This window comes from Halorussus sp. MSC15.2, assembly GCF_010747475.1.
GTDB lineage: Archaea > Halobacteriota > Halobacteria > Halobacteriales > Haladaptataceae > Halorussus.
The window spans coordinates 587,353-601,269 of record NZ_VSLZ01000003.1 but is presented as its reverse complement, the minus strand read 5'-3'; the positions used below and the strand labels follow the sequence as shown (position 1 = coordinate 601,269).

Sequence of the window (13,917 nt, the reverse complement as noted above, 5' to 3'; positions counted from 1 at the left end):
CGTTCTGGGTCCGGTCGTGGCGTCGGAGTCCGCTCCCGAATTTACTTCCCGGCTATCCACGCGCCCAGCGCCCCGGCGAGCGCGCTTTCGAGTCCCATCGTGAGCGCGATGACGACGCCGACGAGGAAGACGCCACCGCCGAGGACGGGACCGAGCGGGCCGAGTCCGACCGCACCGAGGGCGCTGACAGCGACGCCGAATATCAGCGCGACGAGGATGCCGCCGAGCGACCCGGCGAGCAGGCCGTGCCACGCGCCGCGCCCCGCGCCGCCTCCGGCCACGTACCCGGCGACGAATCCGCCGACGAGACCGGCCGCGAGTTGCCCCACTCCGGGGACGGCGAGTCCGACGACGCCGAGGAGGGTCATGACCACGAACCCGACCATGACTGCGTACCAGTTGGTCATAGAGCACCTTCTCGTACGTTCTATGGACGCATAAGCGTTCGAGCCGGACCCCGAGAAGCCGCGTCTCACTCCAGTCCGACTTTCTCGGCGTACTCCTCGAACACCGCCCACGAGGGGTCCACCTCGGGGGGGTTCCACCTGTTCGCCGTCCACGAAGACGCCCTCACCGTCGCGCACCGCCCCGATTTCGGCCGCCGGGATTCCCTCCGCGTCGAGCGCGGCCAGCACGCTCTCGACGCCCTCGGACTCGACGGTCAGGACCAGCGTCCCCTCGCTGGTCGCGGCCCACGGGTCGATGTCGAAGAACTCGCAGGACTCGCGGACCCCCGGCAGGTAGGGGACCGCGTCCGAGTCCACGTCGAGGCGGACGCCGCCCGCCCGCGCGAGTTCGACCAGCGCGCCCCGGAGGCCGCCCTCGGTGGCGTCGTGCATCGCCGTGACCGGCCCCGCCGCCGCGGCGGTCAGCGCGTCCCGAACCGGACTCATGTCCCAGAACCGCTCTTTGGCGTCGGCGAGGGTCGATTCCGGGAGGTCCACCGCGTCCTCGAACAGCGTCACGAGGACCCCGCGACTTCGACGCCGGGACCCTTCGTGACCAGCAGGCGGTCGCCCGGACTCGCGCCGTCGGGTCGCACGAGGTCGGCGGGGTCGCCCACCGCGAGGGTGGTCGCACCGCCGACCCACGGGTACCGACACCCGCCGTATCTGGCGGTGTGTCCGGTCACGATGCTGACGCCCAACTCGCCGGTCACGCGGTCGAACGTCTCCCAGACGGTGCCGAACTCGTCGTCGGTCATCTCGGGCGGGAGCGTGAAGGTGACCGCGAGGTGCGAGGGCGGGATGCCCGACACCGCGGCGTCCGAGAGCGCGACGTGGACCGCGAACCACGCCGCCTTCTCGAACCCGAGCGCGGGGGTCAGCGAGAGGGGGTCGCTGGCCAGCACGACCGCCTCGCCGCCGACCTCCACGACGCCGAAATCGACCCCGTGCTGGGGGCCGAGGCTCACGTCGTCCCGTTCGGCACCGAGGTGCGGGTAGATGCGCCGGTCGAAGAACTCGCGGTCCACCTTTCCGAGGTCGGTCATTACCGAGAGGTTGCGCCGGTTCCACCAAATCGGTGGTGGTTCGGCGGCCGCGTTCCTTAACTACTGCTCGATAGAACTGACCACAGTGCCTCGGCGTTACTGCGCCAGCGTCCGCTCCCTGACCCCTACCCGGTCAGTTACCCTCGGTAATTAGATGGCTAGAGGTAACTTTTTACGAGTCGCCGGAGTAGCCCCGACCATGACAGACACCGACGCGAGCAACCGACTGCCGGTGTGGTGCGCCGGGAAGGACTGGTGTCCCATCACCGCGACCGCCTCGCTCCTCGGCAAGAAGTGGCATCCCGTAATCGTCCACCGCCTGCTCGAAGGCGGGCCGATGGGGTTCAACGAACTCAAGGCCGACGTCGGCGGCATCTCCAGCAAGGTCCTGTCGGACAGCCTCGAAGACCTCGAAGACAAGCAGTTGGTGAACCGCGAAATCGTGAGCGAGAAGCCGGTTCGGGTCAACTACTCGCTGACTGAACACGGCCAATCGCTCGAATCGCTCATCTTCGAGATGCGTGACTGGGGGATGGAGCACCTCGACGCCGCCGAGGAGCAGGACGAAGCAATCGCGTGAGTTCGGCCATCCGTTCCTCGTTCTCGCCCAGTCCTCACCAGTTCGACGTCCCCGATACGAGGAGGTGCGCAGCGTAGACCTGTTTCCAGAGCAGCCATCCGCCGAGACTCACCGCGAGCAGTCCGACGACGGTTGTTCCGACCGCGTCCCAGTGCGTGTTCTCCAGGGTACAGGCCAGCGTCTCGGTCGCGCAGGCCTCGAACAGACCTCCCTCCACGGCGCTCGCGTACACGAGCCACGCGCCGACGGCCACGGAACCGGCTCCGGACGCCGCCTTCGCCGCGCTTTTCGAGGGTGACGGCGGGTCGGCGAGTATCGCCGTTCGGACCTCCTCGCGCGGCCCGACTCGGTGTGAGAGGGCGGCGGACCCGAGCAGGAGCAGCGCCGCGGGCACGAGGAAGAGACCGATGGACCACATCCCGACGACCGAGAGTCCGGTCAACGCGAGCGCGGCGACCCAGACGAGCGGCGTCCGATTCGTCCACGCGCTGATTCCACCCACGAGCGCGAGACCGACCGCGACCAGCACCCAGCCGGTGAAGAACACGTCCGCGCGCGGTCCCGCCGAGAGCAGAATCGCACCAGCTGCGCCGGCGGAGAGGACGGCGAGTGCGCTCAGCAGGTGACTTGCCCTTTCGACCGACTCGGAGTGGCTCGCCGAGACCATGAGTTGCCTTGTCGGTTATGTAACTAATACGTTCGGTCGTCACTCGCGACGGTTGCTGATTCTCACGCCGACTGATGCCGAAGACACCAGAATCGAAGTCGGGAGCGCTCAGAACCGGCCCACCGAGCGAGAGTCAGATAGCCCCACAGCGACACTACTGACGCTCGTTCATTCCGCGAAGCAGGAACTCCTCCAGTTCGTCCGGATTCGGGATGTTTCGGGCTTTGATGACCGTGGCGGCCGTCTTCCCGGCGGTCGCGATTTGGACGTGGCCGATGCCCAGCAGCGTTTCGAGGAAGCCGCGACTGGCCTCGACGCCCCTCACGTCCCCGATGAAGGCGTTCCGGCGGCGGTTACCGAGGAACCGGAACGACTTGATGAACCGATTGCTCGTCACGTAGTAGGTCGTCAGCGAGTTCGCCCAGAACCGCCAGAGACCGACCGCGAAGACGTACGCGCCGAGCGCCACGCAGGCGAACGGGTAGGCGTACGGAACCTGCGTGCCGACCAGTAGGTAGCCGCCGACCCCCAGCAGGACGACGCCCGCCAACAGTTTGACGAACGCCACCCGGAGGGTCGGGTGGAACTTTTCCGTCACGGTCTCGCCGTCGTGCATCTGCGGTTCCTCGGGAGCGACCGCGTGGACGTAGAGACCCCCGACGACCACGAGCGCCCCGAGTGCGAACAGGGGGTACGAGGCCAGATGGTTGTACGGTACTGCGCTCCCGCTGACGTACACGCCCGCGGCGACGAACAGGCCACCGAAGAGCGCGCTCCAGAGTGCTGGTTTCCCTCTCGCCATCGTTAGTTCTCCTTCCGCATCGAGTACACCAGTCCGAGGACCGACAGGGCGAATCCCGAGACCGTCAGCATCCACGTCGAGACGTTCCCGCGCAGGACCCCGTCGCCCGCGACGAACAGTCCCCGACCATCGCCGGCGACCGTCGTGGCGTCGCGCAGTGCGGCCTCCGTGGTCGCTGACGAGGCGGTGGTCGAACTCGGCGTCTCGGTTCGCTCGGTCGTCGCCCGAGCGGTCGTTGCGCTCTCAGTCCCGTCGTCGGTTCCACCGCCGGTTCGGGTGGTCTCGGTGGTCGTCGATTCCGTCGTCTCGGTCGTCGTCTCGCCCGTCTTCTTCCTGCGGTACGCCTTGATACCGTCCTCGTCGAGCGAGTAGTAGTGGGTCGCGCTGGCGTCACCGCCCCAGATGTCGAGGTACTCCTTCTCGGTCTCCCACGTGACGATGCCGGTGTCGCTCCTCGTTCCGCGGACCGCCTCTTGGTCGCCGAAGTCGGCGACGTAGAAGAGGCGGCCCGCGTCGTAGGTCAGGCCGCCCGCGACGCCCTGTCCCGACTGCCACTTCCGTTCGCCGGTCGCGCGGTCGTGACCGAAGACGCGCTGGTCGCCCTCGTAGACGACGCGGTCGGCACCGACCGCGACCGCGCCCGCGCCATTTCCGTCGGAGCGCGCGCTCCACTGTTCGGTCCCGTCGGCGGCGTCGAAGAGCGTGACGCCCGCGACCTCCTCCCCTCGGAGGTAGTTCGCCGCGAGGTGTCGTCCGTCGGGCGAGAGCGCGAGGTCGGCGTCGATGGCGTACGCGTTCTCGCCGCTCGCTATCGACGTCTGCCACTCGGTCGCGCCCGAATCGGGGTCGAACGCGTAGACCGCGCCGGACGAGGCCTCGCCGCCGGACCGAGCGTAGACGTACTCGCCGACGACCGGCGTAGCGGGGTTCTCGCCAGACAGCGTCTCGCGCCACTTGGTCTCGCCCGAGTCGAGGTCGATGGCGTAACACTCCCCGTCCTCGGTCACGGCGTAGGCCACGGTTCCGGCGACCGTCACGCCGTTCACGTGGGCCGACAGCGACCGATGCCAATTGGCTGTCATCGATTCGCGGTCGATGCTGTACAGCGACCCGTCTTTGGCACCCGCGGCGACGTACGCGTCACTCGCCCCGACGCTCACCAAGTCCTTGCCGGTGGCGGTCGTGCCGCGGACCGCTCCGTCGGCGGTATCGAAGGCAGTTACGCTCCCCGACGCGTCCGCGACGAACACCGTGTTCCCGCGGACGATGCACTCGCCGGGCACACCCCCGAGAGTCGCCGTCCAGTCTGGAACCGCCTGCGCCGCCGCCGGAGTCGGTCCGACGGCGAGCGCGGCCGTGACTCCCGTCGCGGCGGTCAACAGCTCCCTCCGCGTACACCCGTCCGTATTGACATTAGTTCTCATAAATATCGAAGTGCAGTACTGTTCGACGCACGACAGTATTCCTCGGGGGGACGTCCTGATAGCTCCATTACGAATTGTGGCTCCCGACGCCATCGACTCTTCTCCGGCGATAGCGACGATAGCGATGTACTTCCAACCGTGGTAAAGAAGTCTTCTGATAAGAAGGTTACTGTATACGAGAACGAATAGTACAAGATATTATGACAGTTCCGGGGGCAGATACGTCGTGCGAACCGCCACCGGGCCGAGCGTAGCTTTAAATCCGAAGACGGGACGAAACCCGCCGATGGGACACCGCGCACTCCTCGCGTACCGCCGTGAGGGCGACGATGAACGCGACGACACCGACCCCGCCGACTCGGACGGTGACACGACCGACTCGACAGACGCCGCCGACGACGGACCGGCCACCTACGACCTCCACCGCTCGCACTGGGGCGGGGCCGACTTCGCGCTCGCGAACCGACTCACGGCGGAGTCGCCATACGCCGCCGACACCCCCTTCGCCGTGGACCCCTCCCCCGTCGCGACCGACCGCTCGCTGTCCCACATCGCCGCGAACGCCCTCGACTTCCTCCACCACGAGGCGTTCTACCGGGTCGAAATCGACTACGAGACGACGCCGTTCCACGTCCTCTGGTTCGGTCTCGAAGCCGACAGCGACACCGTCGAGCGGAGCGAGACGGTCGGCCACGGCGCGCTGGTCGAGGCCCGCCCCGAGGAGGACGACCGCTTCTCGGGGTGGTTCTGCGGGACGAAAGCGGTCGTCGGCGACGCGGTAGACTGGGGTGCGCTCTCCCGCGAGGAGGCCGCGGAGTACCTCGCCCGGCGCGTCGAGACGCGGGCCGACGACCGGACGGTGATACTCCCCGACTGACCGTCGGACAGCAGACCCCCGGCGACTGCGCGGTACTCTCCGCACCGTAACGCGGGCCGCTTTAGTGCGTTCGCCGCCTACGCGGACCCAGTGACAATCGCAGACGGCGACTCATCCACCCTCCACCGCCCGGACCCCGAGACGGCCCGCGACCGCGTCGCCGCGGCCGTCGCCGCCGAGAACCTCGTGACCGTCTTCGGTCGGTGTACCGTCGAGTACGAGGGCCGGGCCGCCAGCACGCTGGGTCCCGGCGACCGACTGGTCGTCCTCAAGCCCGACGGCACTGCGCTGGTCCACACCGACGAGGGCCAGAAACCGGTCAACTGGCAACCGCCGGGGTGTACTCACGAGGCGAGCGTCGCCGACGGCGAGTTCCGGATTCTCAGTCGCCGGACCTCGCCCGAGGAGCGACTGGTCGTCGCGTTCGAGCGGGTCGAACAGCTATCCACGTTCGACGTGACCGACCGGAACGACCTCGCGCTACAGGGCACCGAGGAGGACCTCCGCCAGCGCATCCTCGACGACCCCGACCTCGTGGAGGCCGGGTTCCGACCGCTCGCCACGGAGCGCGAGACGCCCGCCGGGGCGGTGGACATCTACGGGAAGGACCGCGACGGCGCGACGGTCGTGGTGGAACTCAAGCGCAAGCGCGTCGGCCCGGACGCGGCGGGTCAGCTATCGCGGTACGTGGAGGCGCTGGACCGCGAACTCCACGCCGACGCCGAGATTCGCGGCTTTCTGGTCGCGCCCTCGGTGACCGAGCGCGCCCGAGAACTGCTCGCCGAGAAGGGACTGGAGTTCGTCTCGCTCGGCCCGCCGGAGTGACGCCGGTCAGGTCGAGAACGCCTCGGCGTCGAGGGGCGTCGCGGTCCGCCAGTAGTGGTCGAAGGTGTCCTGCGCCCACGAGCGGACCGCCCGGTCGTCGGTGTCCACTGACGCCTGCAGGACGCCGTTCTCGTCGCGCAGCAGCAGGTGGACCGCGTCGTCGGCGACGGTCACCGCGAGCGGAATCCCCTCCTCGCGGACGCGTATCTCCGCGCCGTCGGCGTCGAGCAGCGACGTGAACTGCTCGCGCAACCCCGAGTCGTCGGCGAGCGCGTCGATGGCGCTCCGCGAGAGGACGCCCCGGAACGTCGCGTCTCCGGCGACGGTCCGGTCGCGAATCAGTCCGAGGCTCTGTTCGTTGAACGCGTGGGAGAACGCCCGGACCTCCTCCGCGTCGCCGAGCAGGTCGAGGACGCGCTGGACCGGCGCGTTCGGCCGCATCTGGCTCGGAACGGTGATGGTGGCGTCGGCGAGTCGCCGGAGGTCGAAGTCCATCGCGTGAGTCGGCAGATACCGCACGATGTCCCGGAGGTCGCTCTCGATTTCGAGAATCTCCAGCAGGTCGGTGAACCCCTCGGCGACGAGTCGTCCGGTCGCAGTCGCCGCGTACTCGCCGTCCTCGCGGCGTATCCACGACCGCTCCTCGAAGTCGCCGAGGATGCGGCCGAGGGTCGCCTGCGACGCCCCGGTGGCCGACGCGAGGTCGCTCCGCGTCCGCCGGTCGGCGGCGAGGAGGCGCAGCACTTCGACTCGATTGGGCGAGAGCGCGAGGAACTCGATTTCCTCCAGCGCGGACTCCATGACCGACAGTCGAAGCGCTCGCGGTAAATCGCTTTCGTACCGTGAAAGGATTTCACGCCTCGACCGACGTCCGCCGACTCACCGTCGTTTCTTACCGTGAAACAGTTTCTAAACGAAACTATAACCCCGGCGCTCCTACCGTGTCGTATGATTCGTTCTCTCGACGCGTCGCACCTCGCAGGTCCGGCGCACGCGATACGCGAGGAGGTGGCGTGACCGTGGTCGAACGCCGCACTCTCCTCTTCTTCGCAGTCGCCAGCGTCCTCTTCGGCGGCACGTTCGTCGCCGCGAAGGCCGGTCTCGCCTACTTCCCGCCCCTGCTGTTCGTGGCGCTCCGGTTCGACGTCGCGGCCGCGGCGCTGCTGGGGTACGCGGCGCTCACGACCTCGCGCGAGGACTTGCTCCCGCGGACGCGCGGCGACGTCGCGGGCATCCTCGCCACCGGGATTCTGGCCATCGGTCTGACGAACGCCCTGCTGTTCGTCGGTCAGCAGTACGCCTCCAGCGCCGTCGCCTCCATCGTCTTCAGTTTGAACCCCATCCTGACGCCGGTGTTCGCGGCCGTCCTGCTCTCGGACGAGCGTCTCTCGGCGCGCGGGGCCGCGGGGATGCTCCTCGGTCTCGTCGGCGTCGGTCTGGTCGTCAGCCCCGACCCCGCGAACCTGCTCGGCGGCGACGCGGTCGGCAAGGCGATTCTGTTCGCGGGCGCGGTGAGCGGCGCGCTGGGGAGCGTCCTCATCAGGTGGGCCGACGGCGACCTGTCGAGTACGGTCCGCACCGCGTGGGGTCTCCCCTTCGGCGCGCTGCTCTGTCACCTCCTGAGTTGGTCGGCGGGCGAGTCGGCCGCGTCGATTTCGTGGACGCCGGAGGCGCTGGCCGCGCTCGGGTACGTCGCTCTCTTCGCCGGTGCGCTGGCGTACATCGCCTACTTCGGACTCCTCGACGTCACCGGCGCGATTCGGGCGAATCTCGTCTTCTACCTCGTGCCGGTCGTGGCGTCGCTGGGCGGGTGGGCGTTGCTCGGCGAGGACATCTCGGCGCTCGCGGTCGCCGGGTTCCTCACCATCTTCGCCGGATTCGCCGTAATCGGCAGCGAGTCGATGGACGTGCTGGGGCGCTTCCGGTCCCCGCCGGCGGAGCGCGCGCTGACCGACGGCGGGCGACCGACCGACGAGCAGTGCGGTTGCGAGTCCGACTGACCGACCGGGTGCGAGTCAGAAGTTGGTCACTTTCGACTGAATCCGGCCGTCGTCGACCGCCGGCGTCTCGTCCTCTGCGTTCCGGAAGTACCGTGCCAACTCGTCCATCCCGACCTCGTCGCTCTCGTGGAGGTACGCGACCTCGGTGAGCGACAGGTCTTCGCCCCGCTCCAGTTTGTGGCGCAACTGCTCGGCGGTCAGCGACTGGAACGTCAGGTCGAGGTCCACGGTGGCGGCCCGGTCGTCGTTCACTTCCGCGAGGTTGACCGCCTCGTTGAGCACCGTCTCGAACTCGATGTCCGTGTCCTTCGTCGCCCGGTAGAGGAAGGCGACCCCAGACACCAGGGCGTCGAACGCCTCCGTCCCGTCGATGTCCCCGAGTCGCTTCTCGGTAACGAGTTCACGGTCTCGCTCCGAGAGGTGCTCGACGAGTACCTCGAAGTCCAGCAGTGCGTGGTAGATTCGCTCTCGGATGCGACCGCGCGCGTTCCGCTCGGACTGGACGCTCGCGTGGTCGGCCTCTCCGCGGAGGTACGCTCTGTCGGCCCGGCTCAGGATTCCACGGTCCCGCTCGTTCTCGGACATAATCGGATATGGATTATAGAATGGGCTTACCACTTATAGAGATAACGCATTTCGGATTATAACCGACCCATTCGGCAAAACTCTTATAGGTTCCGTCGATGATGGTTTCGACGCGACACAATGAGCGAGTCCGTTTCAGACGCCGACGCCCCCGAAGCACCGACTCGGTCGTTCCGAGCGACTGTCAACGCCGACGCGATTCAGACCGCCGTCGACCTCGTCGCCGCGCTCCTCGACGAGTGTCACCTCTCGTTCGACGAGGACGGCGTCCGGATGTGGGGGATGGACCCCGCGACGGTGGCGTCGGTGGACCTCACCTTAGAACGGGCCGCGTTCGACGACTACGAGGCGACCGGCGTCCGGAGCGGCGTCGACCTCTCCCGACTCGGCGACGTCGTGGGAATGGCCGACAGCGGCCAGTCGGTTCACCTCGAACTCGACCACGAGACCCGCACGCTGGAGATTCGGTTCGGCGGTCTCGAGTACGCGCTGACGCTCATCGACCCGGAGACGATTCGACGGCCCCCGGACCGGCCCAGCGAGAACTTCGACTTCGCGGGGGGCGTCGTCGCCGACACCGACGACTTCGACTGGGCCGTCCGGGCCGCGGACATGGTTTCGGACCACCTCGCCCTCGGCATCGACGCCGAGGAGGACGCTTTCTTCGTCGAGGCCGAGGGCGACACCGACGACGTGTCGCTCGTACTGACGGCCGACGACCTCGTCGAGGTGAGGCCCGGGGAGGCCCGGTCGCTGTTCTCGCTCGACTACCTCTCGGTCATCGGTCGCGCGATGCCCTCGGACCTCGACGTCGACCTCCGACTCGGGACCGAACAGCCAGTCGCCATCGAGTACGAGTTCGCCGACGAGGCGGGGTCGGTAGCGTACTTCGTCGCGCCCCGCATCTCTCGGCGGTGACCACGGTCGTCGGCGCTACTGCACTTCTGTCTGACCTCTCGAAAACGAGATTACCTACTCCACTTCGCGCTTCAGTTCCGCCAGTTCGTTCATCGCCTCCAGCGGCGTCATCGTCGCCACGTCCACCTCGCGGAGTCGCGCGGCGAGTTCGTCCTGCGCACCGTCCGCGATGGCTCGCGGCGATTCGGATTCGACTCCCCCGATTTCGTCGGCCTCGGTTTCCTCCGTTCCGTCGGCCTCCACGTCCGCAGACTCCGCGTCGGCCAGTAGCTCCCGCGCTCGCTCGACTATCTCGTCCGGAACACCGGCTTCGCGAGCGACCTGTACGCCGTAGGAGGCGGTGGCCGCGCCCCGGCGCACGTCGTGGTCGAAGACGACCTCTTCGTCTGTCTGGTCGGCCGAGAAGTGGAGGTTGAACGCCCGCGGCAGGTCCGCGGCGGTCCGGGTGAGTTCGTGGTGGTGGGTGGCGAACAGCGTGAGCGCGCCCACCTCGTCGTGGACGTGTTCGGTCACGGCGCGGGCGATGGCGAGACCGTCGGTGGTGCTCGTCCCGCGGCCCACCTCGTCCAGCAGGACCAGCGAGTCGTCGGTGGCGCTCTCCAGAATCGAGGCGAGTTCGGTCATCTCGACCATGAACGTCGAGCGACCCCCGGCGATGTCGTCGCTCGCGCCGACTCGGGTGAAGACGCGGTCCACCGGGTCGATGCGGGCGCTCGCCGCCGGGACGAAACTCCCGGTCTGGGCGAGGACGGTGACGAGCGCGACCTGTCGCATGTACGTCGATTTCCCCGACATGTTCGGGCCGGTGATGACCGCGAAGGAGTCCTCGGCGTCGAGGCGGGTGTCGTTGGGGACGAACGACTGCTGGGTTCGTTCCACGACTGGGTGGCGGCCGCCCTCGACGTGGATGCCGTCCCCGCCGATTTCCGGACGGACGTAGTCCCGCGTGGCCGCGACCTCCGCGAGCGCGGCCAGCACGTCGAGTCGCGCGAGCGCGTCCGCCACCGCCTGCACGCGCTCGGACTCGGCGGCCACCGACGACCGCACCTCGCGGAACAGTTCGTGTTCGAGGTCGTCGGCCCGGTTCTCGGCCCGCAGAATCTCGTCCTCGCGCTCCTTGAGTTCGGGCGTGTAGAAGCGCTCGGAGTTCTTCAGGGTCTGGCGGCGCTCGTAGTCGTCGGGCACCGCGTCGAGGTTGGGGTTCGTGACCTCGATGTAGTAGCCGTGGACCGAGTTGTGGCCCACCTTGAGCGAGTCGATGCCGGTCCGCTCTCGCTGCTCGGCTTCGAGGTCGTCTATCCACGCCTTGCCCTCGCGCTCGGTCGCCCGGAGTTCGTCGAGTTCGTCGTCGTAGCCGGGCTTTATCACGTCGCCTTCGGTGATTTCCCGCGCGGGGTCCTCCCGAATCGCGCGCTCGACGAGGTCCCGAACGTCGGCAAGTTCGTCGAGGTTCCCGCGGAGTTCGGTCAGCAGTTCGGACTCGAAGTCGGCCATCGCGGCCTTCAACTCGGGCACCACGTCGAGGGTGGCCTTCAGCGAGCGCAGGTCGCGGGCGTTCGCCCGGCCTCGCGAGATGCGGGCGATGAGGCGCTCGATGTCGTACACGTCCCGGAGCAGGTCCCGGGCCGACTCGCGGGCTTGCACGTCGTGGGTCCACTCCTCGACAGCGTCGAGTCTGGCCTCGATGCGGTCGGGTTCGAGCAGCGGACGCCGGAGCCAGTCCTTGAGTTTCCGACTCCCGAGTGCCGACGAGGTCTCGTCCAGCACCCCGAGCAGGGTCACGTCGGCGTCGCCGTGGACCGTCCGGCGCTCGAACAGTTCGAGGCTGGCGAGCGCCACCCGGTCCAGCAGCATGTATTCGCGGGGTTCGTAGCGCGTCAGGTGGTTGAGGTAGTCGAGGTGCCCGTCTTCTCCACCGCGAGTGTACTCGGCGTACGCCAGCAACGCACCGCAGGCCCGGACCTCAACGTCGGCCGCGAGCAGGGCGTCGGGCGACCCGAAGTAGCGCTCGACCCGCTCGGCCGCGGCGTCGGGGTCGAACGCCTCGGCGTCGTAGGGCGAGACCATGCAGTCGGCGTCGAACGGGTCGGCGGTGGCGTCGGGTTCGGTGATGGCCTCCGCCGGGGCGAACCGACTCACCTCGTCGGCGACCAACTCCTCGCGGCGCGCGCTGGTCGCGTAGAAGTCGCCGGTCGAGACGTCGAGCAGGGCGACCCCGTAGCGGTCGGGGTCCTCCGTGAGGCAGGCAACGAAGTTGTTGTCCTCGGTGTCGAGCAGTTCGTCTTCGGTCAGGGTGCCCGGGGTCACGATGCGCGTGACCGCGCGCTCGACCACCCCGGTAGCGTCCTCCGGGTCCTGCACTTGGTCGGCGACGGCGACGCGGTAGCCCGCGTCCAGCAGGGTCTCGATGTACGACTCGGCGTTGTCGATGGGGATGCCCGCCATCGGATACGTCCCGGTCGAGTCCTCGCGCTTGGTCAGCGCGATTTCGAGCAGTCGCGCGGTGCGCTCGGCGGCCTCGCAGAACGTCTCGTAGAAGTCCCCCACCTGAAACAGCACGAGCGAGTCGTCGTACTCCCGGCACAACTCGAAGTACTGACTCATCATCGGCGTCAGGTCGTCCTCGTTCTCGGCCATCTTCTCGGGTGGCCCCAGCGCCGCGTCCATGAGTGATAGTAGAGTGGCCCGAGCCAAAAATAGGAATCGGATGCCGACGGCGGGGTGGTACCCCGTCGCCCGCACTGTCGTCCGACTGCTGTCCGGTCACCTCTGCTGGAGCAGTAGCAAGGTCTTTCCTCTTCCCACCGTCACATCACCGACTCGCCCGCCTATCTGACGACGGTCGAAGAAGAACCACCAGAAGCCGCCGAGAGCGGAACGGCTAACCGGCGCTGGCACCGTATGGGTACGCGTGAACGACCAGAACGCAACGACCGCGGACAAGCCGGTCCACCTCCGCGACGCCGACGAACTCGACGCCTTCGTCGCGGACAACGACCTCGCGCTGGTGGACTTCTACACCAAGGGCTGTTCGCTCTGTCAGGCCATCGAACCGGTCGTCGGGAACGTGGCTCGCGCGACCGACGCCGCCGTGGGGATGCTGAACCCCCGCGACGACCTGTCGCTCGTCGAGGCGTACGACGTTCGGAGCGTCCCGACCCTGCTCCTGTTCGAGGACGGCGAACTCGTCGGGCGGATGGCGGAGGGGTTTCGAGGGACCGAGGCAGTGGTCGAGTTCGTGGAATCGAGGGGCGACTCGCAGTAGCACAGTTCGTCTCGGAAACGGATTTCCGGTGCTTTTCGGAACGCGAACTTCTCGGAGCAATCCTGTCGATTGCCCCGTCGAAACCCCGCCGACTGCTCCGCGAGGGCTTTTGTCGGTGGCGGGCGTACTCCCGGAGACGCCAGTCGTTCACGGCGCACGACCATGGTAGAGAATCTGGTGTTCGCCCTTCCCTCGAACGAGGGCGTGTTCGGCGTTCCCCACGGCGTCCTCTCGTCGCGCGACGAGTGGATAGCGCTGGCTATCGGTCTCGTCGCCGTCGCCGTCGCGCTCCTCTACGACGGCGACCTGAACCTCAGACCGCTGGGAACCGCGGCTATCGTCGGCGTCGCCGTCTCGCTACTGCTCTCCGCGGTCGGTCCGTCGGTCGTGACCGACGAGTGGCACATCCCGGTAGTGGTCGTCGTTCTTGTATTTGGCGGTGCCGCCGCCCTGTTTCGGCGGTGACCGAGGCGACGAACGAT

The 13,917-nt window shown here is 67.9% G+C and carries 14 protein-coding genes and 1 pseudogene; 7 read left to right on the top strand and 8 right to left on the bottom strand.

Going from position 1 to position 13,917, the window contains the following annotated elements; all coding sequences use genetic code 11:
- Positions 1-41 precede the first annotated feature (41 nt).
- Entirely contained in the window at positions 42-368 is a 327-nt protein-coding gene (locus FXF75_RS14300) for a DUF5518 domain-containing protein (protein ID WP_375335543.1), read from the bottom strand.
- Positions 369-472: 104 nt separating this feature from the next.
- Positions 473-1,492 (bottom strand): annotated as a pseudogene (locus FXF75_RS14295) (AIR synthase family protein).
- Positions 1,493-1,691: 199 nt separating this feature from the next.
- On the opposite strand from FXF75_RS14295, the gene FXF75_RS14290 reads away from it, so the two are divergent.
- A complete protein-coding gene (locus tag FXF75_RS14290) occupies positions 1,692-2,072 on the top strand; it encodes a helix-turn-helix domain-containing protein (protein WP_163522524.1) in 381 nt (126 codons plus the stop codon).
- Positions 2,073-2,106: 34 nt separating this feature from the next.
- Here FXF75_RS14290 and FXF75_RS14285 read toward each other — a convergent pair whose 3' ends face one another.
- The 3 genes from FXF75_RS14285 to FXF75_RS14275 all read right to left on the bottom strand — a co-directional run bounded on the left by FXF75_RS14285 (position 2,107) and on the right by FXF75_RS14275 (position 4,920).
- Positions 2,107-2,739 (bottom strand): hypothetical protein, encoded by a 633-nt coding sequence (locus FXF75_RS14285; RefSeq protein ID WP_163522523.1) that lies wholly within the window; start codon positions 2,737-2,739, stop codon positions 2,107-2,109.
- 154 nt (positions 2,740-2,893) lie between these two features.
- Complete coding sequence (locus tag FXF75_RS14280; protein WP_163522522.1) at positions 2,894-3,541, bottom strand: PH domain-containing protein; 648 nt, start codon at positions 3,539-3,541, stop codon at positions 2,894-2,896.
- A 2-nt stretch (positions 3,542-3,543) separates the two neighbouring features.
- On the bottom strand, positions 3,544-4,920 hold the full coding sequence (locus FXF75_RS14275; protein ID WP_163522521.1) for a PQQ-binding-like beta-propeller repeat protein: 1,377 nt from the start codon (positions 4,918-4,920) through the stop codon (positions 3,544-3,546).
- Positions 4,921-5,251: 331 nt separating this feature from the next.
- On the opposite strand from FXF75_RS14275, the gene FXF75_RS14270 reads away from it, so the two are divergent.
- Both FXF75_RS14270 and nucS read left to right on the top strand, forming a co-directional pair.
- A complete protein-coding gene (locus FXF75_RS14270) occupies positions 5,252-5,842 on the top strand; it encodes a DUF6735 family protein (RefSeq protein ID WP_163522520.1) in 591 nt (196 codons plus the stop codon).
- A 90-nt stretch (positions 5,843-5,932) separates the two neighbouring features.
- A complete protein-coding gene (gene nucS, locus FXF75_RS14265; protein ID WP_163522519.1) occupies positions 5,933-6,667 on the top strand; it encodes an endonuclease NucS in 735 nt (244 codons plus the stop codon).
- A 6-nt stretch (positions 6,668-6,673) separates the two neighbouring features.
- On the opposite strand, the gene FXF75_RS14260 is transcribed toward nucS, so the two are convergent.
- The gene (locus FXF75_RS14260; RefSeq protein ID WP_163522518.1) at positions 6,674-7,468 is read right to left on the bottom strand and encodes a winged helix-turn-helix domain-containing protein; all 795 of its coding nucleotides are present in this window, start codon (positions 7,466-7,468) and stop codon (positions 6,674-6,676) included.
- A gap of 218 nt (positions 7,469-7,686) precedes the next feature.
- On the opposite strand from FXF75_RS14260, the gene FXF75_RS14255 reads away from it, so the two are divergent.
- Positions 7,687-8,667 (top strand): DMT family transporter, encoded by a 981-nt coding sequence (locus FXF75_RS14255; protein WP_163522664.1) that lies wholly within the window; start codon positions 7,687-7,689, stop codon positions 8,665-8,667.
- Positions 8,668-8,682: 15 nt separating this feature from the next.
- Here FXF75_RS14255 and FXF75_RS14250 read toward each other — a convergent pair whose 3' ends face one another.
- Entirely contained in the window at positions 8,683-9,252 is a 570-nt protein-coding gene (locus FXF75_RS14250; RefSeq protein ID WP_163522517.1) for a hypothetical protein, read from the bottom strand.
- Between the two features lie 120 nt (positions 9,253-9,372).
- On the opposite strand from FXF75_RS14250, the gene FXF75_RS14245 reads away from it, so the two are divergent.
- Positions 9,373-10,170 carry a DNA polymerase sliding clamp gene (locus FXF75_RS14245; protein ID WP_163522516.1) on the top strand — a complete coding sequence of 266 codons (798 nt, stop codon included), beginning with the start codon at positions 9,373-9,375 and terminating at the stop codon, positions 10,168-10,170.
- A 54-nt stretch (positions 10,171-10,224) separates the two neighbouring features.
- Here FXF75_RS14245 and mutS read toward each other — a convergent pair whose 3' ends face one another.
- Complete coding sequence (gene mutS, locus FXF75_RS14240; RefSeq protein WP_163522515.1) at positions 10,225-12,837, bottom strand: DNA mismatch repair protein MutS; 2,613 nt, start codon at positions 12,835-12,837, stop codon at positions 10,225-10,227.
- 244 nt (positions 12,838-13,081) lie between these two features.
- Between mutS and FXF75_RS14235 the strand changes: the two genes are divergently transcribed.
- Positions 13,082-13,435: a co-chaperone YbbN gene (locus FXF75_RS14235; RefSeq protein ID WP_163522514.1), complete on the top strand. Its 354-nt coding sequence runs from the start codon at positions 13,082-13,084 to the stop codon at positions 13,433-13,435.
- Between the two features lie 162 nt (positions 13,436-13,597).
- Positions 13,598-13,900 carry a hypothetical protein gene (locus tag FXF75_RS14230; protein WP_163522513.1) on the top strand — a complete coding sequence of 101 codons (303 nt, stop codon included), beginning with the start codon at positions 13,598-13,600 and terminating at the stop codon, positions 13,898-13,900.
- The last annotated feature ends 17 nt before the right edge of the window (positions 13,901-13,917 follow it).

Coding starts and splice junctions, on each gene's coding strand:
- FXF75_RS14300 (WP_375335543.1), bottom strand. CDS start 368: ATGACCCTCCTCGGCGTCGTCGGACTCGCCGTCCCCGGAGTGGGGCAA.
- mutS (WP_163522515.1), bottom strand. CDS start 12,837: ATGGACGCGGCGCTGGGGCCACCCGAGAAGATGGCCGAGAACGAGGAC.
- FXF75_RS14285 (WP_163522523.1), bottom strand. CDS start 2,739: ATGGTCTCGGCGAGCCACTCCGAGTCGGTCGAAAGGGCAAGTCACCTG.
- FXF75_RS14230 (WP_163522513.1), top strand. CDS start 13,598: ATGGTAGAGAATCTGGTGTTCGCCCTTCCCTCGAACGAGGGCGTGTTC.
- FXF75_RS14290 (WP_163522524.1), top strand. CDS start 1,692: ATGACAGACACCGACGCGAGCAACCGACTGCCGGTGTGGTGCGCCGGG.
- FXF75_RS14260 (WP_163522518.1), bottom strand. CDS start 7,468: ATGGAGTCCGCGCTGGAGGAAATCGAGTTCCTCGCGCTCTCGCCCAAT.
- FXF75_RS14280 (WP_163522522.1), bottom strand. CDS start 3,541: ATGGCGAGAGGGAAACCAGCACTCTGGAGCGCGCTCTTCGGTGGCCTG.
- FXF75_RS14245 (WP_163522516.1), top strand. CDS start 9,373: ATGAGCGAGTCCGTTTCAGACGCCGACGCCCCCGAAGCACCGACTCGG.
- FXF75_RS14270 (WP_163522520.1), top strand. CDS start 5,252: ATGGGACACCGCGCACTCCTCGCGTACCGCCGTGAGGGCGACGATGAA.
- FXF75_RS14250 (WP_163522517.1), bottom strand. CDS start 9,252: ATGTCCGAGAACGAGCGGGACCGTGGAATCCTGAGCCGGGCCGACAGA.